The sequence below is a fragment of the Chromobacterium sp. FG22 genome, assembly GCF_057809415.1.
In genome coordinates this window covers 21460-38903 of the sequence record NZ_JBMDJX010000029.1, presented here as the reverse complement: position 1 = coordinate 38903, position 17444 = coordinate 21460, and the positions used below count along the sequence as shown (strand labels likewise).

Genomic DNA, 17444 nt, shown 5'->3' with positions numbered 1-17444 from the left:
AGCTCTCTCCGGTTTAGGCTTAGCTGCGGAACATCACAAACTCGACGTCCACCATCAGCATCTTGCCGCCAGACAGATGCGTTACCCCCATCGTGCCGACTTCAATACCCGGGCGGATACGTTCTTTTTTTCCGTAGCCCGTATATCGAGTGCAGATCTGGCCAGTGAGGAGGAGCTGACCTTCAGAATGCAAGCCCAGAAACTCACGGATCTTGACCACCTCATTGCCACAAACCACCAGACCAAGGCCTTTAACCTTTTTGTCGAATAAATTACCCTCATATACGACATCAATGTACATATACGACTTACTACCACCGGACTTTATAACATCGGAAAAAACAGCAGGTTTCGCGATGGTCAATTCACCAGAGAGACTCAATTCCATGATGGACTCCTGCACAGAGTTATTTGCATAACACCCGGTTGCTGCCAGGTGATTTAATCGAATCCGCCTTAATTCAGGCTATGATTCATTATTCTCTTTATTTACCCGAAAGTCAAATCAAGTCAAATAATATTTGACTAAAATACAACGTGATTTGGACAAAAAAAAAGCGCATGAATGCGCATATCTTTTTTATTTAGTAGAGAACGATTACTGTGAGTGAACCCCAGCACCTTGTTTATAGGCTCGTTCCCCTACCCAATAATTAATGGACCACTCCTTGCACTACCCAGAGAGCTTGGCCCGCTCACGGCGTTCGATCTGCCGGACTTCTTCCATCACATCCTTTGGCAAGCACACTTCTTCCTTTACCCAACCGCGCGGCACATCTTCAATATAATCCAACACTATCTTGCAATTTGCACTGACCAGTTGCTTTGACTTCCCAGTTTCCCGCGCTACCTCTGCCTGGGATTTCCCTTCTACCAATACAGCACGCGCCACCTCTATGGTTCCAAGCGATAGACGCTTCAAGCTAGGCATCAAGGCCTCGAACTCCTCAGGAGTGAGACGCTGGATATTTTTCGCCATTAGGCTCTCCAAATGGGGCGGAAGACCCGCCCCGTTAAATTTACAATCCTTTCCAGCTCAGCTGGATTCCCGATAAACCACGCCAAATTTGACCGTCGGTCTTGCCGATTAATTCTGCGAGTTGCTGACTATGCTTGTCCTTCGCGAATTTCTGGATGCGCTTACCAAACTCAACAAAGGTGAGGCGAGACCCCCATTTGACGAGCTTGCCAAATCGTTCAACTGCGAGAAAGATCAAAGAACTGTTGGATTGGTGTTTAACATGCATGACAATACTCCTGCACAGAGATTTATTGATTGGATTCATGGCGTTTGCTGACACCGTTGAGAACCCAGCGCATCCTCTAAATTACAGAGGATGAAAATATTATCCCCTCATAAACCCTTCAAGTCAACTACAGTCAAATATGTTTTGACGTAAAAGCCGCAAGGTATTTGTTTGCAATTGCGGTTCAGCCTACGTAGAATCGACCTTGGAAGCTCTAAAATCTCTTGCACAGAGTCCTACGAGTTCTCCCGCCCATGATCTTGCTGGGTCATGGGCACCCCTCCCCATTTTCGCGAAAGCACTCCCCTCCCTAACTGCAGACCGGCCGCCCGCAGGGCATTCAAAATAATGGGCGGAGCCCATTCCTCCCGGCGCCACGGAACGGTTACGCGGCCCGCGTAGGGCGGAGAAGGGGAGCGCAGATAGCGCGGGGAAGAGGAACTCTTCCCCTCTCCATATATTGACATGTACCCACACTGACATTCGCGTCACAGGTATGCGTTAAAATTCTCGCATGCGAGAATTCCTCGCCGTCATCCACTCTGTTCCTCCATTGCTAGAGCCAGGCCGGCGTGCCGCTTTTGACGTCAAAAAAATTAAATTTGATGATCGAGAATGCCGAAGGCCACGCTGTACATCGACGCGGTGGGTATGTGGACAACCCTGCGCGGGTTTCAGAGGGTGGATAAGTAGGTGGGTAACTGGTGGGCGAGAGGAGAGGAACGAGCCGTCCCTCGTCCACGGATTATCCACCTACTTATCCATGCTCTGGATGCAGGTTTGCCCACATATCCACGGCCCATAGGGATACTGACATCGTCCCAAATAAACCGGTTTTATACCCTCCGGGCCCTAACAGTAGGCGGAGGCATGAGCGCAACAAGCGCCTGCAGCTATAAAAATCCTCGCCCAGCATGCCCCTTGAACCGATTGGCACGGCGGATGTAGCGGAGCACTGTCCTAGGATCTTTCTGCCCAGTGACTTCCATAATGCGCGCCACATCCTCGCCGTACTCGGCCGCGGTGGTGATGAAGCCGCTGCGCAGGCTGTGCCCGCCGATAGCCCCTTTATCTTTTCCCAACACCGTCTTGGCTAACTGTTGCACTCGACGGCAGATCCAGTCTGCCGACAACGCGGCCGGCTGCAACGCACCGGAGCGATGCACCACGCGGTAAATTGGTCCCTCTTTAATACCAGAGGCGTTGAGCCAGGCCTGTAGGTGACTGACCGGCGTCAAACGGGAGCCGTTGTAGATTGGCTTTTCGAAACCACGCCCATGCTGGTCATTTTTCGACTTCGGTAACAAGGCGACAAGGTGGCCATCCGCTTGGAACGTCAACCGCTCAAGTGTGAGAGCGGCCAACTCGCCAGCACGAAAAGCACCGGCGAACCCGACTGCGATCAGCGCACGATCACGCAACCCACCAAGGGTGTCCGGGCACGCGCGCAGCAGCAGCGCAATCTCTAGGTCGGACAGCGGCTCCTTCTGGTTCTTTGGCAGCTGACCGTGTCTGCGTAGGATGCCGGCCAGGGTATCCCGCACCAGCGCATGCTCGGTCGGTGAGGGTAGGCTCTGCAGTCGGTGCGCGTAGCGGATAGCAGCGAGGCGACGATTCAGCGTCACCGTGGCAAGTCCGGATTGGGCCTGGTGAGCCAAGAACAGAGCGATGCTATCAGGCGTCGCAGGGGTGCTCGCCAATGAATAGGCTGAGCACCAGTCTGTAAAAATCCTGAAATCACTACGATAGGCGCGTCGTGTACCGTCGGCCAGTGTGGCGCCCAAGTAGGCATTTGCGGCTTCCAGCGTTGCTTGTAAGGCAATGGGAATGCCATGGTAGTCGGCGAGTTGGCCACAATCGGTATCATCGTGACCATGGTTGAGATGATCGTCGTCAAGGTGCACTGCAGTCGGCCTCTACAAGTAACTCTGTTGAATTGTTGCACAGCAACTGGAGGTTTCCCATTGCGAACCAAGAGCTATGCTCAATCTAGGTGTCTATGCATCAACTGATCAAGCGTGATGTTGATCGCATGTGTACCGTGTTGCATAAGCCGCGAAACAGGGATAGATTGCTAGACGCTGCCGGGAGGCAGCTTAGCAATAGTAGAGCTTGATTTTGCATTTCATTTACTGCCGGACAGGCAGCTTAGTAAATAGAAGCCTCGTAAGACGACGCTGGTTTTCACTGCCGGACAGGCAGATAGTCATACGTGGCAACCTTTCATTGGGCTTGGCTACCTAAGGTGTTTCCCGAGGAAGCCCGCCAGGACTGGCTTGCAGGCTGGTTCAGGCATTTTTTTCGTGCTATTGTATCTGAATAGTTCCATTTTCATGCTAATTCAGGCTATGGCAAAAGCAATTATCGTTGAAGACCACCAGTTCAAACACGCGGTTACGGTGGCCAGCATTACCGGTCGCAACCAGAAGCGGGACGTGGCGCTGCTGCATGTACTGTTTGGGACGGCCCTCACTCCGACCGAGATAGCTCTACTCCGCGTGGACGACTATTTGAACCAGGACGGCACCGCAAAGCGAGACTGGCGTGTTCGGCCAGACATCGCCTACAACCGGCGCGAGCGCCCGCTGTTTTGGGTCAACAAGAAGGTGCTGGCAAGCATTGATGCTTACTTGGAGCTGCGCCGCAAAAACGGGCTTGGGGCGATGGCGAGCGACGCATTCCGTGGCTTACAACCGGAGAGTGCCTTATTCGTAACAGAGGACGGGCGCAGCATGGCGATGACAAAGAGGGTAGTAAACGGCAAGCCGTCCTATGCTTGCGACGTGATGACCAGTCTCTACCGCAAGCTGTTCGCCCAGGCCGGCATCGAGGGCGCTAGCGCAACGAGCGGGCGGCGCACGTTCGCCACCAAGCTATATCGCCGGCACCAGAGTGGCGAGGCTGGCGGCGGCGATCTTAGGCACATCCAGGAGCTGCTGGGCCATACCAGCATCAAAGCGGTGCGCAAGCTGGTGGAGTGCGATCCGATGAATCTAGGGGCGATCGTCGCCAGGGTGATCTGATGAAATCTCCGTGGCATTACTTGGCTTGGCAACCGCCAGCGCTTGATGCTCACACCGAACGAAACGCTGCGGCCATCACACGCCGTAGAGGCTGGCTGTGGGCGCTGTTGCTGTTCTGGGGTATTGCTGACGGGCCAGCGGTGAAGTTCGGCAAGGTGAGAATTTTCATCAGCTACAACTATGCCGGCCTGATTGCGGGGCTGCTGGCGGGGTTTGGCCCAAAGCTGGGGCTTGGCGCGGGCTGGATCGCCGTGATCGCGGCTATTGGCTTTGGCTGGCTCGTGACGGTAGTGTGGGGCACCGCAAGATACGTTGGGTGGCTGGTTTCCATTCTGAGTCGCTGGCCGCCAACAGGGAGAGCATGAGGGAATGACGAACGATCAGTTCGAGGTAGTTGCCGAGATAATCCGTGCTAAGTCCGGCCCTTTGAAGGAGGCGGCGCGGGATGTGCTGGTGAGAGGCATGGGGCCGTTTGAGGCAGCGCGGGCGCACGACGTGGATACCCCACAGCAGGTGAGCAATGCTGTCCGGCGCATTCGCGTAACCGACGAGAAAATCCGCCGTGTGTACTTGCCGCAACAAGCCGATGCAAGTTGAATTTTCTACTTGCATATAAACGCCTAGGCGTTTATATTTAGACCATCAACAACGCTGTGAAAAATTGGAGAACCAAAATGACTGAAAATCAAATTGATGTTGAATCGACTGCTGAGGCTATCGCCGATATGGCTGTGCGTATGCGCCAAGCGGCGCAGGAGCTTGATGATATAGCGGAGCGCACCCGTAAGAACGGCAACTTCCACGCCGTCGATCAGGCCGTCAGCTGTGTTGCCAACCTGATGCCCAACCTGCAACTCAACCGCCTTATCATCCGACCCTTGCGCCAATTCGGTGCGGTCTGATCGGCCACGGAAAACAAGCGATGGCTCCCCCAGTGCACAAATGCAAGCGAATCGTCCAAGGCGACTACGAATACCGGGGGTTTCTGGTCTACCTCAATCCGGACATGCAGCCTGGCTACGTCGGCCGCTGGCATGTTGGGCTTGGCCAGCAGGTTCACTCGGAAGCCACGCAAGCTGACTGCCTGCGCTGGATCGACAACCACCTTGCCGGTGCCAGCAACCGCACGGCGGCTTGACTCGGAAAATTGCTAAAGGATCGTTTCGCGAGCGGCAGCGTGGTAGGCACGCAGGGGAAGGCGACTTTCCCGGCACACTTTCATCCAGAGGATAGGACCATCCGAACAGGGAAGCGCGGGTTCGATTCCCGCTTGCGCACAAAATGGAGTCGCTTCCACGCTGCGCAATCGTCTAGCGGTTAGGACACCCGATAAGGAGAACGCAGGTTCGAATCCTGCAAGTGTGCAGGCTGGTATTCAACCCAGCCCGCTTTTGAAACGACCCTTCAAATTGAATCAGACCTCGAAACTGACTATGCCTTTTTTCTTGCTCGCCCTCTGTCTCCTCGGCTTCGGCTGGGGAGGGTATGAGGCCATCATGTGGTTTGAACGGTCCTTGCTGACCTACCAATCATCTGCCTGGTATGCATGGCCGTGGCACTGGCCCGGAGCGTACCTTGCGAATGAGTTCTTCACTGGAGGGATTTTCCCATCGACAACCGAACTCCCCTGGGTAATCCGCGGGCCATCACTGCTATTGAGGGCAGTTATCGGATTGACGATCAATCTATTGATTGCCCTAGTGCCCATTTTTATGCTCGGCCTGCTTGCTCGGCTTTCGACCTGGGTGAAGTCTGACGCCTCCAAGGAGGCCCACTAACCCCACGGAAACCACCGCGCCCAGGTGGCGCCCGTATCCGGCCGGTAGCCGGACAGGAGAAATGACTCGTGCCCAAAATTGTTCAGATCAAGCTCTCGCTGCTGAAGTATTACGAACCGTTGCGGGGGGATACTCATACTAATAAATACACCCGAGCAATCGCTGATGACATCAAGAAAAATGGGGTCAAAAAGCCTCTAATCGTGAGGCCGGTTGGTGACATGTACGAGGTTGTCTGTGGCTTGGCTCGCTGGAAAGGTGCGTTGATCGCTAACCTGCCCACTGTCCCTGCCGAGGTGCGACAACTTACTGATAAAGAGGCCGAGAAACTGGCCTTTATGGACAATCAGCAGCAGAAAAAGTGAGTTCGTTCCTCGGCGCGCTGGAGAACGCCCTTGCATCGGCAGAACCCATGTTCATGACCGAATAGCGGAAACGCCTTGTCCATGCCGGTCCCTGCCGGCATCAGCAAGACGATTCACAAGTGCCATAGGGGCAGAAAGGTTCACATGAAGATCAGGATCGAAGTGTCGCCGGCTGAATTGGAGGAAATGGGCTGCGACTCCATTGCGGAATTCGAGCAGGAAATTCGTTACCAGTTGGATAACGGTGTCGTCACGGACGATGGCGGTAATGGCACCGACTGGATGGTCGATTACGAGCTGGAAGTCGTTCCGGCCTGACCCACGGAAAAGACGCGCCGGCCGCTGCTGGCTTCAAAATAGGAGAAATTTCATGATCTGGAATGTCCTGACTTGGCTTGTATTGGGTTTTGCCATCCTTGCCTACTACTCAGCCCTGCCAGTTGCTGCACTGCTGCTTGGGATACTGACTGCCCTGATGCTGTGGACTGATTTCAAGGCAACCGCTGCCGAAGCCAAGCAAGCCCGGCCTAATGGACTTTTGGCTCAAGCAACACATCCTGGCAGTGGTGTGTCGAAGATGATTATGTTTGTTGTCGGCGCGCTAATTTTCATCGGCGCGAAGATCATCCAGCATTACTTCCACTGACATCGGAAAGTAGCCATGAAAGTATTTCAGTTGCAGTTGACGGATGACCTGTTTCAGCAGGTACAAGGGCACATGGAAACCGGTTTGAAGCGACCAGTTTCAGAAGAAGAAGTGAGTTCTCTCCTCGCCCGCAACGTTGACCTGTTGGGCAGTATTGTCCACTACAACGAGGTGGATACTGAGGATCGATATCGTATATGGGATCTGTGCAAATCGAACGATTAAGTGTTCACGGAAAATTTCCTATGACCACCGAAACGATCAAATCCGGCTCGCGGGTCCGCATCCAAGCAGGGGCCGCTGTAACGACGACTGGCCCACGTCGCAAATACACGACCGCACGAGCGCAAATCGTCACGGTTCAGTCAGTGTATGAGGACCGGCAGGAGGTTCGTTGGGCTGGCTCTGGCGGCTACTGGTGCAACGTGGCGCTTGCCTCCGTCCAGCAGATCAGCGAATAGCGGAAAATTGTGTCATGGAGCCTAAGCGTATTCACCTGGCAAACGAAAGCGGAAGCCGTTCGAGGTGTCGCTATTCATCCAGGCCCAGCCGGCGCGTGGTGATCGTGCAGCTGGCGGCTTTCCTTGAGCTGCCGCACGAGCGGCGATGCGTTGAATGCCAGAAGAAAGCGGACGTTTTGAAGGCGCAGGAATAACTCGGAAAAGAAAATGGCTGACGTAACCCGGCTGCTTGACAGAAAAGCAACCATTGCACAGATGAGGGAGCGCCGCCGTATAGTGGAGTGGTTGCGGAAGGTTGCAGATCACATCGACCGGGGCGAAGCAGAAACCGATCCATTTTGCGCTGTACTCACATTAATAGGCCGCAAGCAAAGTGAAGTTTTGGCGCTTGGGATGGCTGAGGAAAACGAGATTGCGGAGGCGGCAACAACGCTGTTTCGGCACGCCATCAGTCCTAGCGGCGAGCAGAACCACAGTATCTACCCTAGGAATTTTGTTCAGTTCCTCCGCGATTGGCAGTCAGCCGAAATGCTGATAAACGCCATGAAAAACAAATAGGACGAAAAATTATGAATCACACCAAAACGCAACATGGTTTCGCGTCGATAGCCTTCCGTGATCGCAACGACGCACCATGCCGCCTTCAGAAAAGCAGTCTGGTCACCGAAGACGCCTTGTGGCTTGGCGTTGATGACGCCGAACCCAAGATCATGGCGTGCAACGCGGCGGCACACGGAGTGGAAACTACCGAGACTACGGGTTGGGTGCCGTACCCGCTACCCGATGCCGTTCTGCTGACGACGGGAATGCACCTCACCCGTGAACAAGTCGCACAACTGCTACCGATCCTGCAACACTTTGTTGATACCGGCGAATTGTCTGAAACTGGCCACCCCCTCTAAAAACAGGAGCCTCGCATGTTCCCCAACTACGACGATTTGTCCGAGCTGTACCGCCGGCATCAGGATGGCCAGCATCTGCCGGACGCGGATTTGCAGCGCTTGGCGGACTACGCACATGGCGCGTGGCATGCTGCGCGTGATCGGGTTGAGCTGATAGACGACGGTCGGGTGGTGGAAGATTGGGAAGGCCAGCGCAACGAAAAAAACGTCGAGCGGATCGAGTGGGAAAGCATTTACACCGAGCTGACCGGCTCGAAGCCTCACTAGCCATCGGAAAATTACTATGCAACACACCATAAGCGACAGATTAGCAGAACAGATTGCCCACATGGTTCGCAACGATGAAGATTGGATTCCCGATGCTGATGGCGTTAATCCGGAAATCCATGTCGTCATCAATTATTTCGACAATGGTGTATGGCTTTGCGCACATAACGGCGAGTGCTTCATTCATAAATTCGAACGTACTCAACGACTGGCGTAGCTGATCGGAAATTATGGAATCCCAACAAATGGATGTGTCTCATAGCACTATAGCCGCGCGTTTGCGTGATGAGCGTAAGCGGTTGGGAATGACGCAAGAGACATTTGCCGAGGTTTCAGGAGCAAAGCGGCGAACGCTCGTAGATTGGGAAAAGGGAGTTTCGTCACCTACGGCCACTCAATTATCCGCCTTGGGTTCCATCAACGTGGATTTGCTATATGTTCTGACGGGCCATCATCTCGAACAGGGGATTTGCGAGAGTGAGCAAGAGGCTACTTTGGTACGTATGTTTCGAAACCTTTCCGCAAGTCAAAAGGAAGTTGTATTGCTGTTAATCACTGAACTGGCCGCAAAGAATTAAACCAATGGAAAAGCCTGCTGGCCGCTGCCGGGCGAGTCTCGGTAGCAACGAGCAGACTCTACAGAGTTTCGCATGCGAAACATTGCAGTCAGTTGGTCCCCCACTGCCGGCTGGAAGCCGAAAGAAAGGTTTAGAGATGAAGCTAACGGACGAGCAAATCACTGCCGCTCTGGATCGCGCAGTAGATGCCAACCTGCACATAGAAGATAAGAGCGAGCGCGCAACGGCGATACGCCGGCAGGCTGTTGTAGAGGGCGCGTCACTTGTCACGGCAGAGCTTGAGCAGCTTCGAGCGCTAGCTGATGAATTGATTTCATTCCAGGCCGAATATGCTGAAAAAGCGTTCGAGCCGGGCGGCATGCCGGGCAATGAATACTACCGGCCAAAGCTGGTCAAAATCGTCAACCAGGCCCGCGCAGCCCGCGGCCAGTAAGACCCCGGAAAATTATTCAGCACGAACTATCCGGAAATTCCGGATGGTTTCATAGATACCGGAAAACAGGCCGCCCCGGTAGGGGTAGTAGGACAGGAACCCGATAGCCAGATACTCCGACAACGGCGGTGAGCGCGAGCAAGACCCGGTAAACCTTGAGAGAGTATGGATGGTCGGCAGGTTGTCAAACCCTACCGCCCCTACCAAGGCGGCCAGAACGGAAATGGAATATAAAGTGGATTCATTTTTGCTATATGGTTTTCTGGTAACCCTTTGTTTAATGGTCGCTTTCTACACGCATCTGAAGGTGAATGAAGCTCAGCGCACTGAACTTACTTCGTCGCAAATTTCTTTTTTGCGTGAAGCGGCAGAAGGGAACGCCACTGCAGAACAACTGATTTCAATACACATCGGGGAGAAGCTGTCCCCGCGTGAGTATGCGAATTTGCGAGCAAGGGTTGATTCGATTGTCTCCAGTGCTCAAAAACACGGCCATGTTTCCATTCCTGATTGATTCCAACGGAAAATGTGAGGCGATATGAGAACACTGAAGGTTCTGCTCAAAAAATACTGGTTGCTGGGTGTGTACCTGGGCATGTTTGTAGTTATCAATGCCGAAGTGCCTGCGGCCCTGAAACTTTGGTAATTACCACGGAAAAGACGCGCCGGTCGCTGCCGGCATAACCGCCCCAGAAGGGCAACAATGCGGCTCTGCCGCGCAGAAAGAGAATTATGAACCAACATCAGCAAACCACCACAATGCAACCTGACGTGATCTGGAATCATCGCCCTGGGAATCCTGGATACTACGTCAGCGCAGATGGCCTGTATCAAACGCGAGTAGATGACAATGGCGCATTTCTGATCTGCAAGATGGAAGCTGAGGAAACGGAGGATGGCGAGGGATTTGAAATTGTTGCCGGGCCTGCCGCAACGCTTGAAGAACTTGGTGTGCCTGAAGAGCTGGTCGCGGAGGGGGACAAAATGATGATCGCGGATATTGCTGCACGGGCAAAACGTGGTGAGAAGGTGTCGCTCATTTTGGGCGGTGACTTGGGCGTTACCGACTGACCGGAAAATTGCGCTTAGCGCCCGTGGCTGGTTAGCTTTGGTGTTCCGTTTAATAACAACTTTAAGGAAGGACTTATGGCAGCCATCGTTCCTGAGCTGGTCAATATGGCCACCGATCCAGCCGTTTCTACAGCCGACCTATTGCTCAAGGCGCTGGTGGTCGCTCGCCGGCTAGCCGTGCCCGACCTTGTTGATTGGATCGACGGCGAGTTAAATGGCTACAACAAGGGAAAAGACATCCCCGACTACCGGCTGTTGCGTGGTCAGTTGAAAGCCCTCAACCCCATCAACGGCCCTATCCCATTAATGATGCCGACCGCTGAGTCAGCAGAGCACCTGACGTTGACTAGGGTTCGCCAATCTGTTCCTGAGCTGGTTCAATTGTCCCAAAGCAAACAGGGGTTGTTTTCCTTTTTTTCCGCTGACCTGGAGCACCGTCTGATGCAGGGCATGGAGGTGCCTATGCGTCCGGCAATTAGTCTCTCCACAGTCCAAATTCACGGCATTGTTGAGAAGGTTCGCAGTCGCATCTTGGAATGGGCGTTGGATCTCGAAGAGCGTGGCGTACTCGGTGAAGGGATGACTTTCACTCCCCAGGAGAAGCAAATGGTTCAGCAGCACTACCACTTTGGCGACGTGACTGGGTCGCAAATTCAGATTGGATCGAATAGCTCCAATCAGATGCAAACCAAGACGGCCGACCTGGATGCCCTTAAAGCCTTGATCGATGTTTTGCATGGGACCCTTGATCGAGGCGAGGTCGCTGGTGAGCCTGGCGATGAACTGCGGTCCGAACTGGCGACTTTGCAGGCTCAGGCGGTATCGCCCAAGCCAAAGTGGCACGTAATCAAAGCCACAGCGAACAGCATTAAATCGGTTTTGGAGAATGCGGCAGGCGGCATCGTTGCGGCCCAAACACTTCCTTACTTGGCTCCCTTCTTGAGCTGATACCAGGTAGTCCCCTCGGAAATCACCGCGCCCAGGTGGCGCCCGCACCGGTCGGCAACCGTAGGAAGAACGAAACAATGCAAAGCGAACTGCAATACAAAACTGATACGGCCAGTGTAGGCGAAGCCCTTGCGTCCTTGCTGGAGAATCTGAAAGGCGTCAAAGCCGGCGATCTGCAGGCAATCAATGACGCCGTATGGCATACCTGCGCGCAGTTCGATGTAGACCAAGACGCGCTGGAAAACGCTCTGGCGTCGGCAGAACCCGTGTTCATTGCCGAATAGCGGAAAATATGCGGCAGTCGTCGCCCGCGCTGGCCGGTAGCCAGGGAAGATTTAAGAAAGAATTCCATGCCAAGAATTTGGGCAATTCGTGAGAGCGCACAAATTGCTGATGATCAGCCAGTTTTGGTTTTCTGGAAAAGGAGCATCAGTGCTGATGACGGCGATGGTTGGGAGTGGCTGGAAGGCCATGACTGCGGCGGCTTTGCGATCCATCAATTTGAGGGCTTCGTGAAGGTCATTCACCCGACCACCAAAGAGGCAACAGCCACGCTGAATGCCATCGCAAACGAAGATTTTTGTGCTGCATTCGAACCGGCCGGACTTGATTACGGGGTGGAGCCTAAGCATCAGCAGGCATACGCTCTGTTTCTCAAATCCCTTGGCGTAGAGTCAGGCGATCCCTCCCTACTACAGCAGGCGGTCTATCCTCTTGCATCCATGGCGGAGACCCTTCAGACATTCGGTATTGCAGAAGTAATACCGAACGAAGCCAGCATTTTGGTGCTTGGCTGGAATTGTGACTGATTCGCGGAAAAGGAAGATGAGAGATGGCTGATGTGTTGCCAATTCAACGGGATCACGTCTATCAAAACGCAGCTGGAGAGCAACGGCTTGTGGTTTCTGTTGGCCAGGATGGACTAAATGCGGTCGCAATCTGGCGAACAGCAGATCCGTATCTTGCAAGTGGAGCCAAAGCTCAAGGCAGCGCAACAGTAACAAGTTTCCAAAAATGGGCTGTAGCGATGCGAAAAGCCAATGAAGCGGATTGGGCTGCATTCCAGCAGGTGGAGCGTAGTAGAGAATGGGCAAAACGGGATGCGCGGGCCGTGAGCAGAATTAAGCGCTCCTTGGCGCGCCCAGACAAGTAAGTAACGGGACGGAAAATATCGCGGCCAGGTAGCTGCCTGCGCAGGCCGTCCGCCGCCATGAACAACAACAAGGATGACGAAATGGACAAGAACCAAGATGCACTTCAGCTGCTCGGCGAACTGCTAGTGCAAATTCGAGGGATTGCTGGGGATGCTGCAAGACAAGGCCATGTCAGCGCTTTAGGCGGTGGAAAGTTCAACCCAGAATCTGCATGCAAAGCCATCTATGCTCTGGCCGATGCAGCGCATAACTTGCCGGAGGTGCTGGCGATGCCAGCACAAAAGGGCTTCTTGTTTAACGGCACGATTGAGCAGATTTCAGCGGCCAGCAAACAGGTATTTGGCGAGCGCTCGACGTTGGATTCTTTCCTGCCCGCCAAGGTATCAAACTGACCGGAAAAGCCTGCTGGCCGCTGCCGAGCGAGTCTCGGTAGCAACGAGCAGACTCAACAGAGTTTCGCATGCGAAACATTGCAGCCAGTTGGTCGCCCACTACCGGCTGGAAGCCGAGAGAAAGGTTTAGAGATGAAGCTAACTGACGAGCAAATCACTGCCGCTCTGGATCGCGCAGTAGATGCCAGCCTGCACATAGAAGATAAAAGCGAGCGCGCAACGGCGATACGCCGGCAGGCTGTTGTAGAGGGCGCGGCACTTGTCACGGCAGAGCTTGAGCTGCTTCGGGCGCTAGCTGATGAATTGATTTTATTCCAGGCCGAATATGCTGAAAAAGCGTTCGAGCCGGGCGGCATGCCGGGCAATGAATACTACCGGCCAAAGCTGGTCAAAATCGTCAACCAGGCCCGCGCAGCCCGCGGCCAGTAAGACCCCGGAAAATGACTATGCCCTTTTTCTTGCTCGCCCTCTGTCTCCTCGGCTTCAGCTGGGGAGGATATGAGGCAATCATGTGGTTTGAATGGTCATCGCTGACCTACCAACCATCTGCCTGGCATGCATGGCCGTGGCACTGGCCCGGAGCGTACCTTGCGCATGAGTTCTTCACTGGAGGAATTTTCCCATCGACAACCGAACTCCCCTGGGTAATCCGCGGGCCATCACTACTGTTGAGGGCAGTTATGGGATTGACGATCAATCTATTGATTGCCCTAGTGCCCATTTTTATGCTCGGCCTGCTTGCTCGGCTTTCTACCTGGGTGAAGTCTGACGCATCCAAGGAGGCCCACTAACCCCAGGGAACATAGAAAATGAAAATATCAACAAGCAAGCTTGTTATTGGCAAATATAGTCTACACAAGCATACGGCAGAAGCTATCTATGCACTGGCGGTTGAGCTTGATGCCGATGGCCAGAAAACGCCGATACTGATTCGACCAGTTGAAGAGGGTGAGTTCGAAGTTATACGCGGTAACCGTTTGGCTTTCGCTGCACGAAGACTAGGCTGGGATGAGATCGAGGCAAATATCATTCCATGTGACTCAAAAACTGCATTTCATCTGGCACTTGAATCAAATATGGACCGGATTGAAATTGACCCACTAAGTGATGACTGAATAGTCGGAAAACAGGCCGCCCCGGTAGGGGTAGTAGGACAGGAACCCGATAGCCAGATACTCCGACAACGGCGGTGAGCGCGAGCAAGACCCGGTAAACCTTGAGAGAGTATGGATGGTCGGCAGGTTGTCAAACCCTACCGCCCCTACCAAGGCGGCCAGAACGGAAATGCCTGCTAGCCGCTGCCGGGCGAGAACCGGCAACCACAAGCAGACTTCAACCAGAGTTTCGCGTGCGAAACCTCGCGGTCAAGGCCGCCCGCGCCGGCCGGTTGTCGGAAAGGATACCTGCCGCAATGGGAACAAACATTACATCGTTCATTGAACGGAAGATAGAGGAGCAGGGGCGGTGGCTGCTGGTAACGGAACCTGTCTTCATCGATGTAGACGGGAGCATGACAACGACTCCATTTCCGAGCCGTCACCACCTGCTGTCAACGTTTCTGCGCGGGATAAATACCCTGCGCGGTCTTCCGGTTGATATCAGCGAAGAGCTACTGGATGAAAATGCTGAGTCATGCGATAGGTCAGGCCATGCCATACCCCGAGAAGATCAGATCCAATCCATTATTTATGATGAGAGGCATTCTGCTTCGTGGCTACTTGTAAGCGAGATTCTCGAAACCGAATATTCGCACCTTCTACAAGAAGCATTGGGTAAAACCTATTTCAAAAATATGGCCACTCTTAAGTCACTAGGTGAACCGAGTAACGTTAGAGTCGTGTTCTGGCTGGAAAACTAGAGGCACGATCACGGAAAATAATTATGAGCCACAGCGTAACACTCTACTGCCACGAAACGATGCAGATGGTCCATGTAGCCGAGGTGTCATCGAGTTGGTTTCGTGGCGCAGATAATTCAGCAGTTGTCGGGGCATTCTGTTTGGCGCATGCCGGTAAAGAATTGCGTTCGACGGTGAAACAACCCGGTGAGTTCGAGAACTGCTTGGACTGGCATGAGTGGACGGCTGAAAACTGCCAGGCCAACTACACGGCGCTCATGGGCAAACCCCTTGAACACTTTGCAATCTGACCTCGGAAAAAGACGTGCGGGGAGCTTGACCAGTGGGGGACGTTCAACGATACTGAAACCAGCGACGGTTTATATATAAGCATCGTGTGGGTCACCCTACACTGGCTAAGAGGGGCACTTCTTACTTAAGGGGTGTCCTTTTTGCTATCTAGACGCAAGTTCTCCTTTCATGTTTTTTCTGCATGTCCTCTAAATTCTAGCCTCCGGCATGGCGTGATTTGGAATATTAAGTCAGACGATATCATTCGTTTCTCTCACTCAACGCCATAACCCAGCCGCTTTAAAACTTGCCCCACCCATAGATCATCCGCCGGCATCAAGTTCTTCTTGAACAGGTATCTCCGGCCGGCATCCGCCAGCACGCCCAGGCGGATCGCCGTTTCTATCCTGAAGACAAAAAGCTCAACGTTGACGGGTGCCAACGGCGCAAAATGCGCCAGCTGGGCCATCAGTGCGGCCCGAATTTCTTCCTGACTCGGAGGGGTTTGGCTGCGCGGCCGCGGCACGATCACCTCCGGCCTGGCCAGCCTGAGCGGAGCGAATGGAACAGGCGCGGGCCTGGAGATCACCTGGGGCTCTACCCGGGAGGAGGGCGCCGGCCGCGGCGTGCGGTAGATCCAGCTCTTGTAAGCTTCGGCCCGCAGCCACTGTTGGACATCGCCCTTGCGGATCTGCTTCTGTTGCCGATGCTGGATTTCGCGGACGAAGGTCGTCAAGTTGAGCGCGATCGCAGGTACCCGCTGCGCCTGCCACTGCGCGCGGGTGGCGGCGCCGGCGGCGAGATCCCACTCCACCAGCAGCTGCAGCGCACGCTGACGGTACCAAACCTGGATGGCTGCGCCACCTGGTACCGTCGCCGGCGGCAGCGTCACCGCCTCGAGGGATAGCACGCGAGCTTGCGGACCAGGCAGACCCAACTGGCAATCCGGCGCCTGTAACACCTCAACAATGGCCAGCAGCAAGGCCTGGCCCATGGCTTCGGCGCAGGAGGCACGCGAGTGGTGAGCAAAGTGATGGATGTTGATCGGGCCTTGGCGCGCCACCAGGGGGCCGCGACAGCCCGGACACACGCAGCCGCAGGCGAGGCCCTGGGCGACTTCGCTGACTTCCACTAGGACTTCGCCCTTCAGTCCAAAAGGGATCAGGCTCATGACTTGTGCCTGGCCAGTCGCCGGCGCCTGGCCACGGCCAGGCTCAGGACTTGAATTGCCACCACAACATCCCCGCCACCATCAGCGCCAGGAACACCACGCCGCGGCTCGGCGCATGCAATCGCCACAGCTGGCTCACGGCCCAGCGCAACGGCTGGCGGCATGCGCGCCGCAGCTGATCGTTCGCCTGCTCCAGCGCGCGAACCCTCCCGTCCCGCTCGAACGTGAGGCGCTCATTTTCTCGCCGCTGCGTTTCTAGCACGTCCCGGATATCGCGCTCCCGGATGTTTTCTTGCCAAGACAAAACAGGGAGCAGCTCGCGCACCTTCATCGGCCGCGACCGGCCTTCCTGGTACCCTGCATCCTGGTAGTCGAACACGATGCCGAACCGTTCGTAGAAACGATTACGGCGGGCGCGGTTTGCTTCATACGCCTGGGCGTTCTCCAATTGGATCGGATGCACGTCGGCTTCGGGCCAGCGCTGCACCCAAGCCACCAGCTCATTCATCAGATAGGTGCCGACTCGCTGCCCCCGCAGCGACTCTGGATCCAGGAACACCGTTCCTGGCGCGCCATTACGACCGGTCAAGGATACGATCTCGCCGCCGTCGAACTCTCGTCGGTAACTGGCCTGGAAATGGCCGCTCGCCAAAGGCTGCAGACCTCCGCTTGACCAGAGCACCTGGTAAAACAGCTGCAGCCGGGCTTCGAAGGTATGACCCTCTTTCTCATCCGGCACCACGGTTTCCTCACGCTCCACCAGCAGCTGCGCAACCGGCGCTCCCTCAGGATGCCGCTTGTCGCGCACGTCCAGCAGATAAAGGCGAGCGTTCCCACGCTTGCCTGAAAACCAGTTCCCTTCCAGTGACGGTAATGCCAT

At 54.6% G+C, this 17444-nt stretch carries 32 protein-coding genes and 1 tRNA gene; 27 read left to right on the top strand and 6 right to left on the bottom strand.

Features of this window, described 5'->3' with window-relative positions:
- Positions 1-19: 19 nt before the first annotated feature.
- From ACODSD_RS21205 to ACODSD_RS21190, 4 genes are all read right to left on the bottom strand, one after another.
- Positions 20-388 carry a hypothetical protein gene (locus ACODSD_RS21205; RefSeq protein WP_488878256.1) on the bottom strand — a complete coding sequence of 123 codons (369 nt, stop codon included), beginning with the start codon at positions 386-388 and terminating at the stop codon, positions 20-22.
- 285 nt (positions 389-673) lie between these two features.
- Complete coding sequence (locus ACODSD_RS21200; protein WP_488878255.1) at positions 674-979, bottom strand: TrfB-related DNA-binding protein; 306 nt, start codon at positions 977-979, stop codon at positions 674-676.
- 40 nt (positions 980-1019) lie between these two features.
- A complete protein-coding gene (locus tag ACODSD_RS21195; protein ID WP_488878254.1) occupies positions 1020-1247 on the bottom strand; it encodes a hypothetical protein in 228 nt (75 codons plus the stop codon).
- Between the two features lie 893 nt (positions 1248-2140).
- Positions 2141-3151 (bottom strand): tyrosine-type recombinase/integrase, encoded by a 1011-nt coding sequence (locus ACODSD_RS21190; RefSeq protein ID WP_166453249.1) that lies wholly within the window; start codon positions 3149-3151, stop codon positions 2141-2143.
- Between the two features lie 372 nt (positions 3152-3523).
- Here ACODSD_RS21190 and ACODSD_RS21185 point away from each other — a divergent pair, with 372 nt between their 5' ends.
- The 27 genes from ACODSD_RS21185 to ACODSD_RS21055 all read left to right on the top strand — a co-directional run bounded on the left by ACODSD_RS21185 (position 3524) and on the right by ACODSD_RS21055 (position 15413).
- The gene (locus tag ACODSD_RS21185; protein WP_488878253.1) at positions 3524-4270 is read left to right on the top strand and encodes a tyrosine-type recombinase/integrase; all 747 of its coding nucleotides are present in this window, start codon (positions 3524-3526) and stop codon (positions 4268-4270) included.
- Entirely contained in the window at positions 4270-4635 is a 366-nt protein-coding gene (locus ACODSD_RS21180; protein ID WP_488878252.1) for a hypothetical protein, read from the top strand. Before ACODSD_RS21185 ends, ACODSD_RS21180 begins: the two co-directional genes overlap by 1 nt.
- Before the next feature lie 4 nt (positions 4636-4639).
- Positions 4640-4867: a hypothetical protein gene (locus tag ACODSD_RS21175; protein ID WP_488878251.1), complete on the top strand. Its 228-nt coding sequence runs from the start codon at positions 4640-4642 to the stop codon at positions 4865-4867.
- Positions 4868-4944: 77 nt separating this feature from the next.
- A complete protein-coding gene (locus ACODSD_RS21170; protein WP_488878250.1) occupies positions 4945-5172 on the top strand; it encodes a hypothetical protein in 228 nt (75 codons plus the stop codon).
- A 20-nt stretch (positions 5173-5192) separates the two neighbouring features.
- Positions 5193-5408: a hypothetical protein gene (locus ACODSD_RS21165; RefSeq protein WP_488878249.1), complete on the top strand. Its 216-nt coding sequence runs from the start codon at positions 5193-5195 to the stop codon at positions 5406-5408.
- A 164-nt stretch (positions 5409-5572) separates the two neighbouring features.
- Positions 5573-5636: transfer RNA gene (locus ACODSD_RS21160), tRNA-Tyr, on the top strand.
- A gap of 480 nt (positions 5637-6116) precedes the next feature.
- Positions 6117-6413, top strand: a complete 297-nt coding sequence (locus tag ACODSD_RS21155; RefSeq protein ID WP_488878248.1) for a ParB/RepB/Spo0J family partition protein — start codon at positions 6117-6119, stop codon at positions 6411-6413.
- Positions 6414-6557: 144 nt separating this feature from the next.
- On the top strand, positions 6558-6731 hold the full coding sequence (locus ACODSD_RS21150; protein WP_488878247.1) for a hypothetical protein: 174 nt from the start codon (positions 6558-6560) through the stop codon (positions 6729-6731).
- 52 nt (positions 6732-6783) lie between these two features.
- The gene (locus ACODSD_RS21145) at positions 6784-7059 is read left to right on the top strand and encodes a hypothetical protein (RefSeq protein WP_488878246.1); all 276 of its coding nucleotides are present in this window, start codon (positions 6784-6786) and stop codon (positions 7057-7059) included.
- Positions 7060-7074: 15 nt separating this feature from the next.
- Positions 7075-7284, top strand: coding sequence for a hypothetical protein (locus ACODSD_RS21140; protein ID WP_488878245.1), 210 nt, complete (start codon positions 7075-7077; stop codon positions 7282-7284).
- A 443-nt stretch (positions 7285-7727) separates the two neighbouring features.
- Complete coding sequence (locus ACODSD_RS21135; protein ID WP_166453239.1) at positions 7728-8078, top strand: hypothetical protein; 351 nt, start codon at positions 7728-7730, stop codon at positions 8076-8078.
- An 11-nt stretch (positions 8079-8089) separates the two neighbouring features.
- On the top strand, positions 8090-8422 hold the full coding sequence (locus ACODSD_RS21130; RefSeq protein WP_166453238.1) for a hypothetical protein: 333 nt from the start codon (positions 8090-8092) through the stop codon (positions 8420-8422).
- A 15-nt stretch (positions 8423-8437) separates the two neighbouring features.
- Entirely contained in the window at positions 8438-8689 is a 252-nt protein-coding gene (locus tag ACODSD_RS21125) for a hypothetical protein (RefSeq protein ID WP_166453237.1), read from the top strand.
- Positions 8690-8705: 16 nt separating this feature from the next.
- Positions 8706-8906 carry a hypothetical protein gene (locus tag ACODSD_RS21120; protein WP_166453234.1) on the top strand — a complete coding sequence of 67 codons (201 nt, stop codon included), beginning with the start codon at positions 8706-8708 and terminating at the stop codon, positions 8904-8906.
- A 28-nt stretch (positions 8907-8934) separates the two neighbouring features.
- Positions 8935-9267: a helix-turn-helix domain-containing protein gene (locus ACODSD_RS21115; protein WP_488878244.1), complete on the top strand. Its 333-nt coding sequence runs from the start codon at positions 8935-8937 to the stop codon at positions 9265-9267.
- A 136-nt stretch (positions 9268-9403) separates the two neighbouring features.
- The gene (locus ACODSD_RS21110) at positions 9404-9700 is read left to right on the top strand and encodes a hypothetical protein (protein WP_488878243.1); all 297 of its coding nucleotides are present in this window, start codon (positions 9404-9406) and stop codon (positions 9698-9700) included.
- A 223-nt stretch (positions 9701-9923) separates the two neighbouring features.
- A complete protein-coding gene (locus ACODSD_RS21105) occupies positions 9924-10214 on the top strand; it encodes a hypothetical protein (RefSeq protein ID WP_488878242.1) in 291 nt (96 codons plus the stop codon).
- 218 nt (positions 10215-10432) lie between these two features.
- Entirely contained in the window at positions 10433-10771 is a 339-nt protein-coding gene (locus ACODSD_RS21100; RefSeq protein WP_488878241.1) for a hypothetical protein, read from the top strand.
- Positions 10772-10846: 75 nt separating this feature from the next.
- Entirely contained in the window at positions 10847-11719 is an 873-nt protein-coding gene (locus ACODSD_RS21095) for an AbiTii domain-containing protein (RefSeq protein WP_166453243.1), read from the top strand.
- Positions 11720-11796: 77 nt separating this feature from the next.
- Entirely contained in the window at positions 11797-12003 is a 207-nt protein-coding gene (locus tag ACODSD_RS21090; RefSeq protein ID WP_488878240.1) for a hypothetical protein, read from the top strand.
- 66 nt (positions 12004-12069) lie between these two features.
- Complete coding sequence (locus ACODSD_RS21085; protein WP_488878239.1) at positions 12070-12528, top strand: hypothetical protein; 459 nt, start codon at positions 12070-12072, stop codon at positions 12526-12528.
- 23 nt (positions 12529-12551) lie between these two features.
- Entirely contained in the window at positions 12552-12872 is a 321-nt protein-coding gene (locus ACODSD_RS21080; RefSeq protein WP_488878238.1) for a hypothetical protein, read from the top strand.
- Between the two features lie 81 nt (positions 12873-12953).
- On the top strand, positions 12954-13265 hold the full coding sequence (locus ACODSD_RS21075) for a hypothetical protein (RefSeq protein WP_488878237.1): 312 nt from the start codon (positions 12954-12956) through the stop codon (positions 13263-13265).
- 132 nt (positions 13266-13397) lie between these two features.
- Positions 13398-13694, top strand: coding sequence for a hypothetical protein (locus ACODSD_RS21070; RefSeq protein WP_488878236.1), 297 nt, complete (start codon positions 13398-13400; stop codon positions 13692-13694).
- Between the two features lie 380 nt (positions 13695-14074).
- A complete protein-coding gene (locus ACODSD_RS21065) occupies positions 14075-14380 on the top strand; it encodes a ParB/RepB/Spo0J family partition protein (protein WP_488878235.1) in 306 nt (101 codons plus the stop codon).
- A gap of 233 nt (positions 14381-14613) precedes the next feature.
- Positions 14614-15123 (top strand): hypothetical protein, encoded by a 510-nt coding sequence (locus ACODSD_RS21060; RefSeq protein ID WP_488878234.1) that lies wholly within the window; start codon positions 14614-14616, stop codon positions 15121-15123.
- A gap of 23 nt (positions 15124-15146) precedes the next feature.
- The gene (locus tag ACODSD_RS21055; protein ID WP_488878233.1) at positions 15147-15413 is read left to right on the top strand and encodes a hypothetical protein; all 267 of its coding nucleotides are present in this window, start codon (positions 15147-15149) and stop codon (positions 15411-15413) included.
- Between the two features lie 254 nt (positions 15414-15667).
- On the opposite strand, the gene ACODSD_RS21050 is transcribed toward ACODSD_RS21055, so the two are convergent.
- Both ACODSD_RS21050 and ACODSD_RS21045 read right to left on the bottom strand, forming a co-directional pair.
- Positions 15668-16564 (bottom strand): competence protein CoiA family protein, encoded by an 897-nt coding sequence (locus tag ACODSD_RS21050; protein ID WP_488878232.1) that lies wholly within the window; start codon positions 16562-16564, stop codon positions 15668-15670.
- 43 nt (positions 16565-16607) lie between these two features.
- Positions 16608-17444 carry a GNAT family N-acetyltransferase gene (locus tag ACODSD_RS21045; RefSeq protein WP_488878231.1) on the bottom strand — a complete coding sequence of 279 codons (837 nt, stop codon included), beginning with the start codon at positions 17442-17444 and terminating at the stop codon, positions 16608-16610.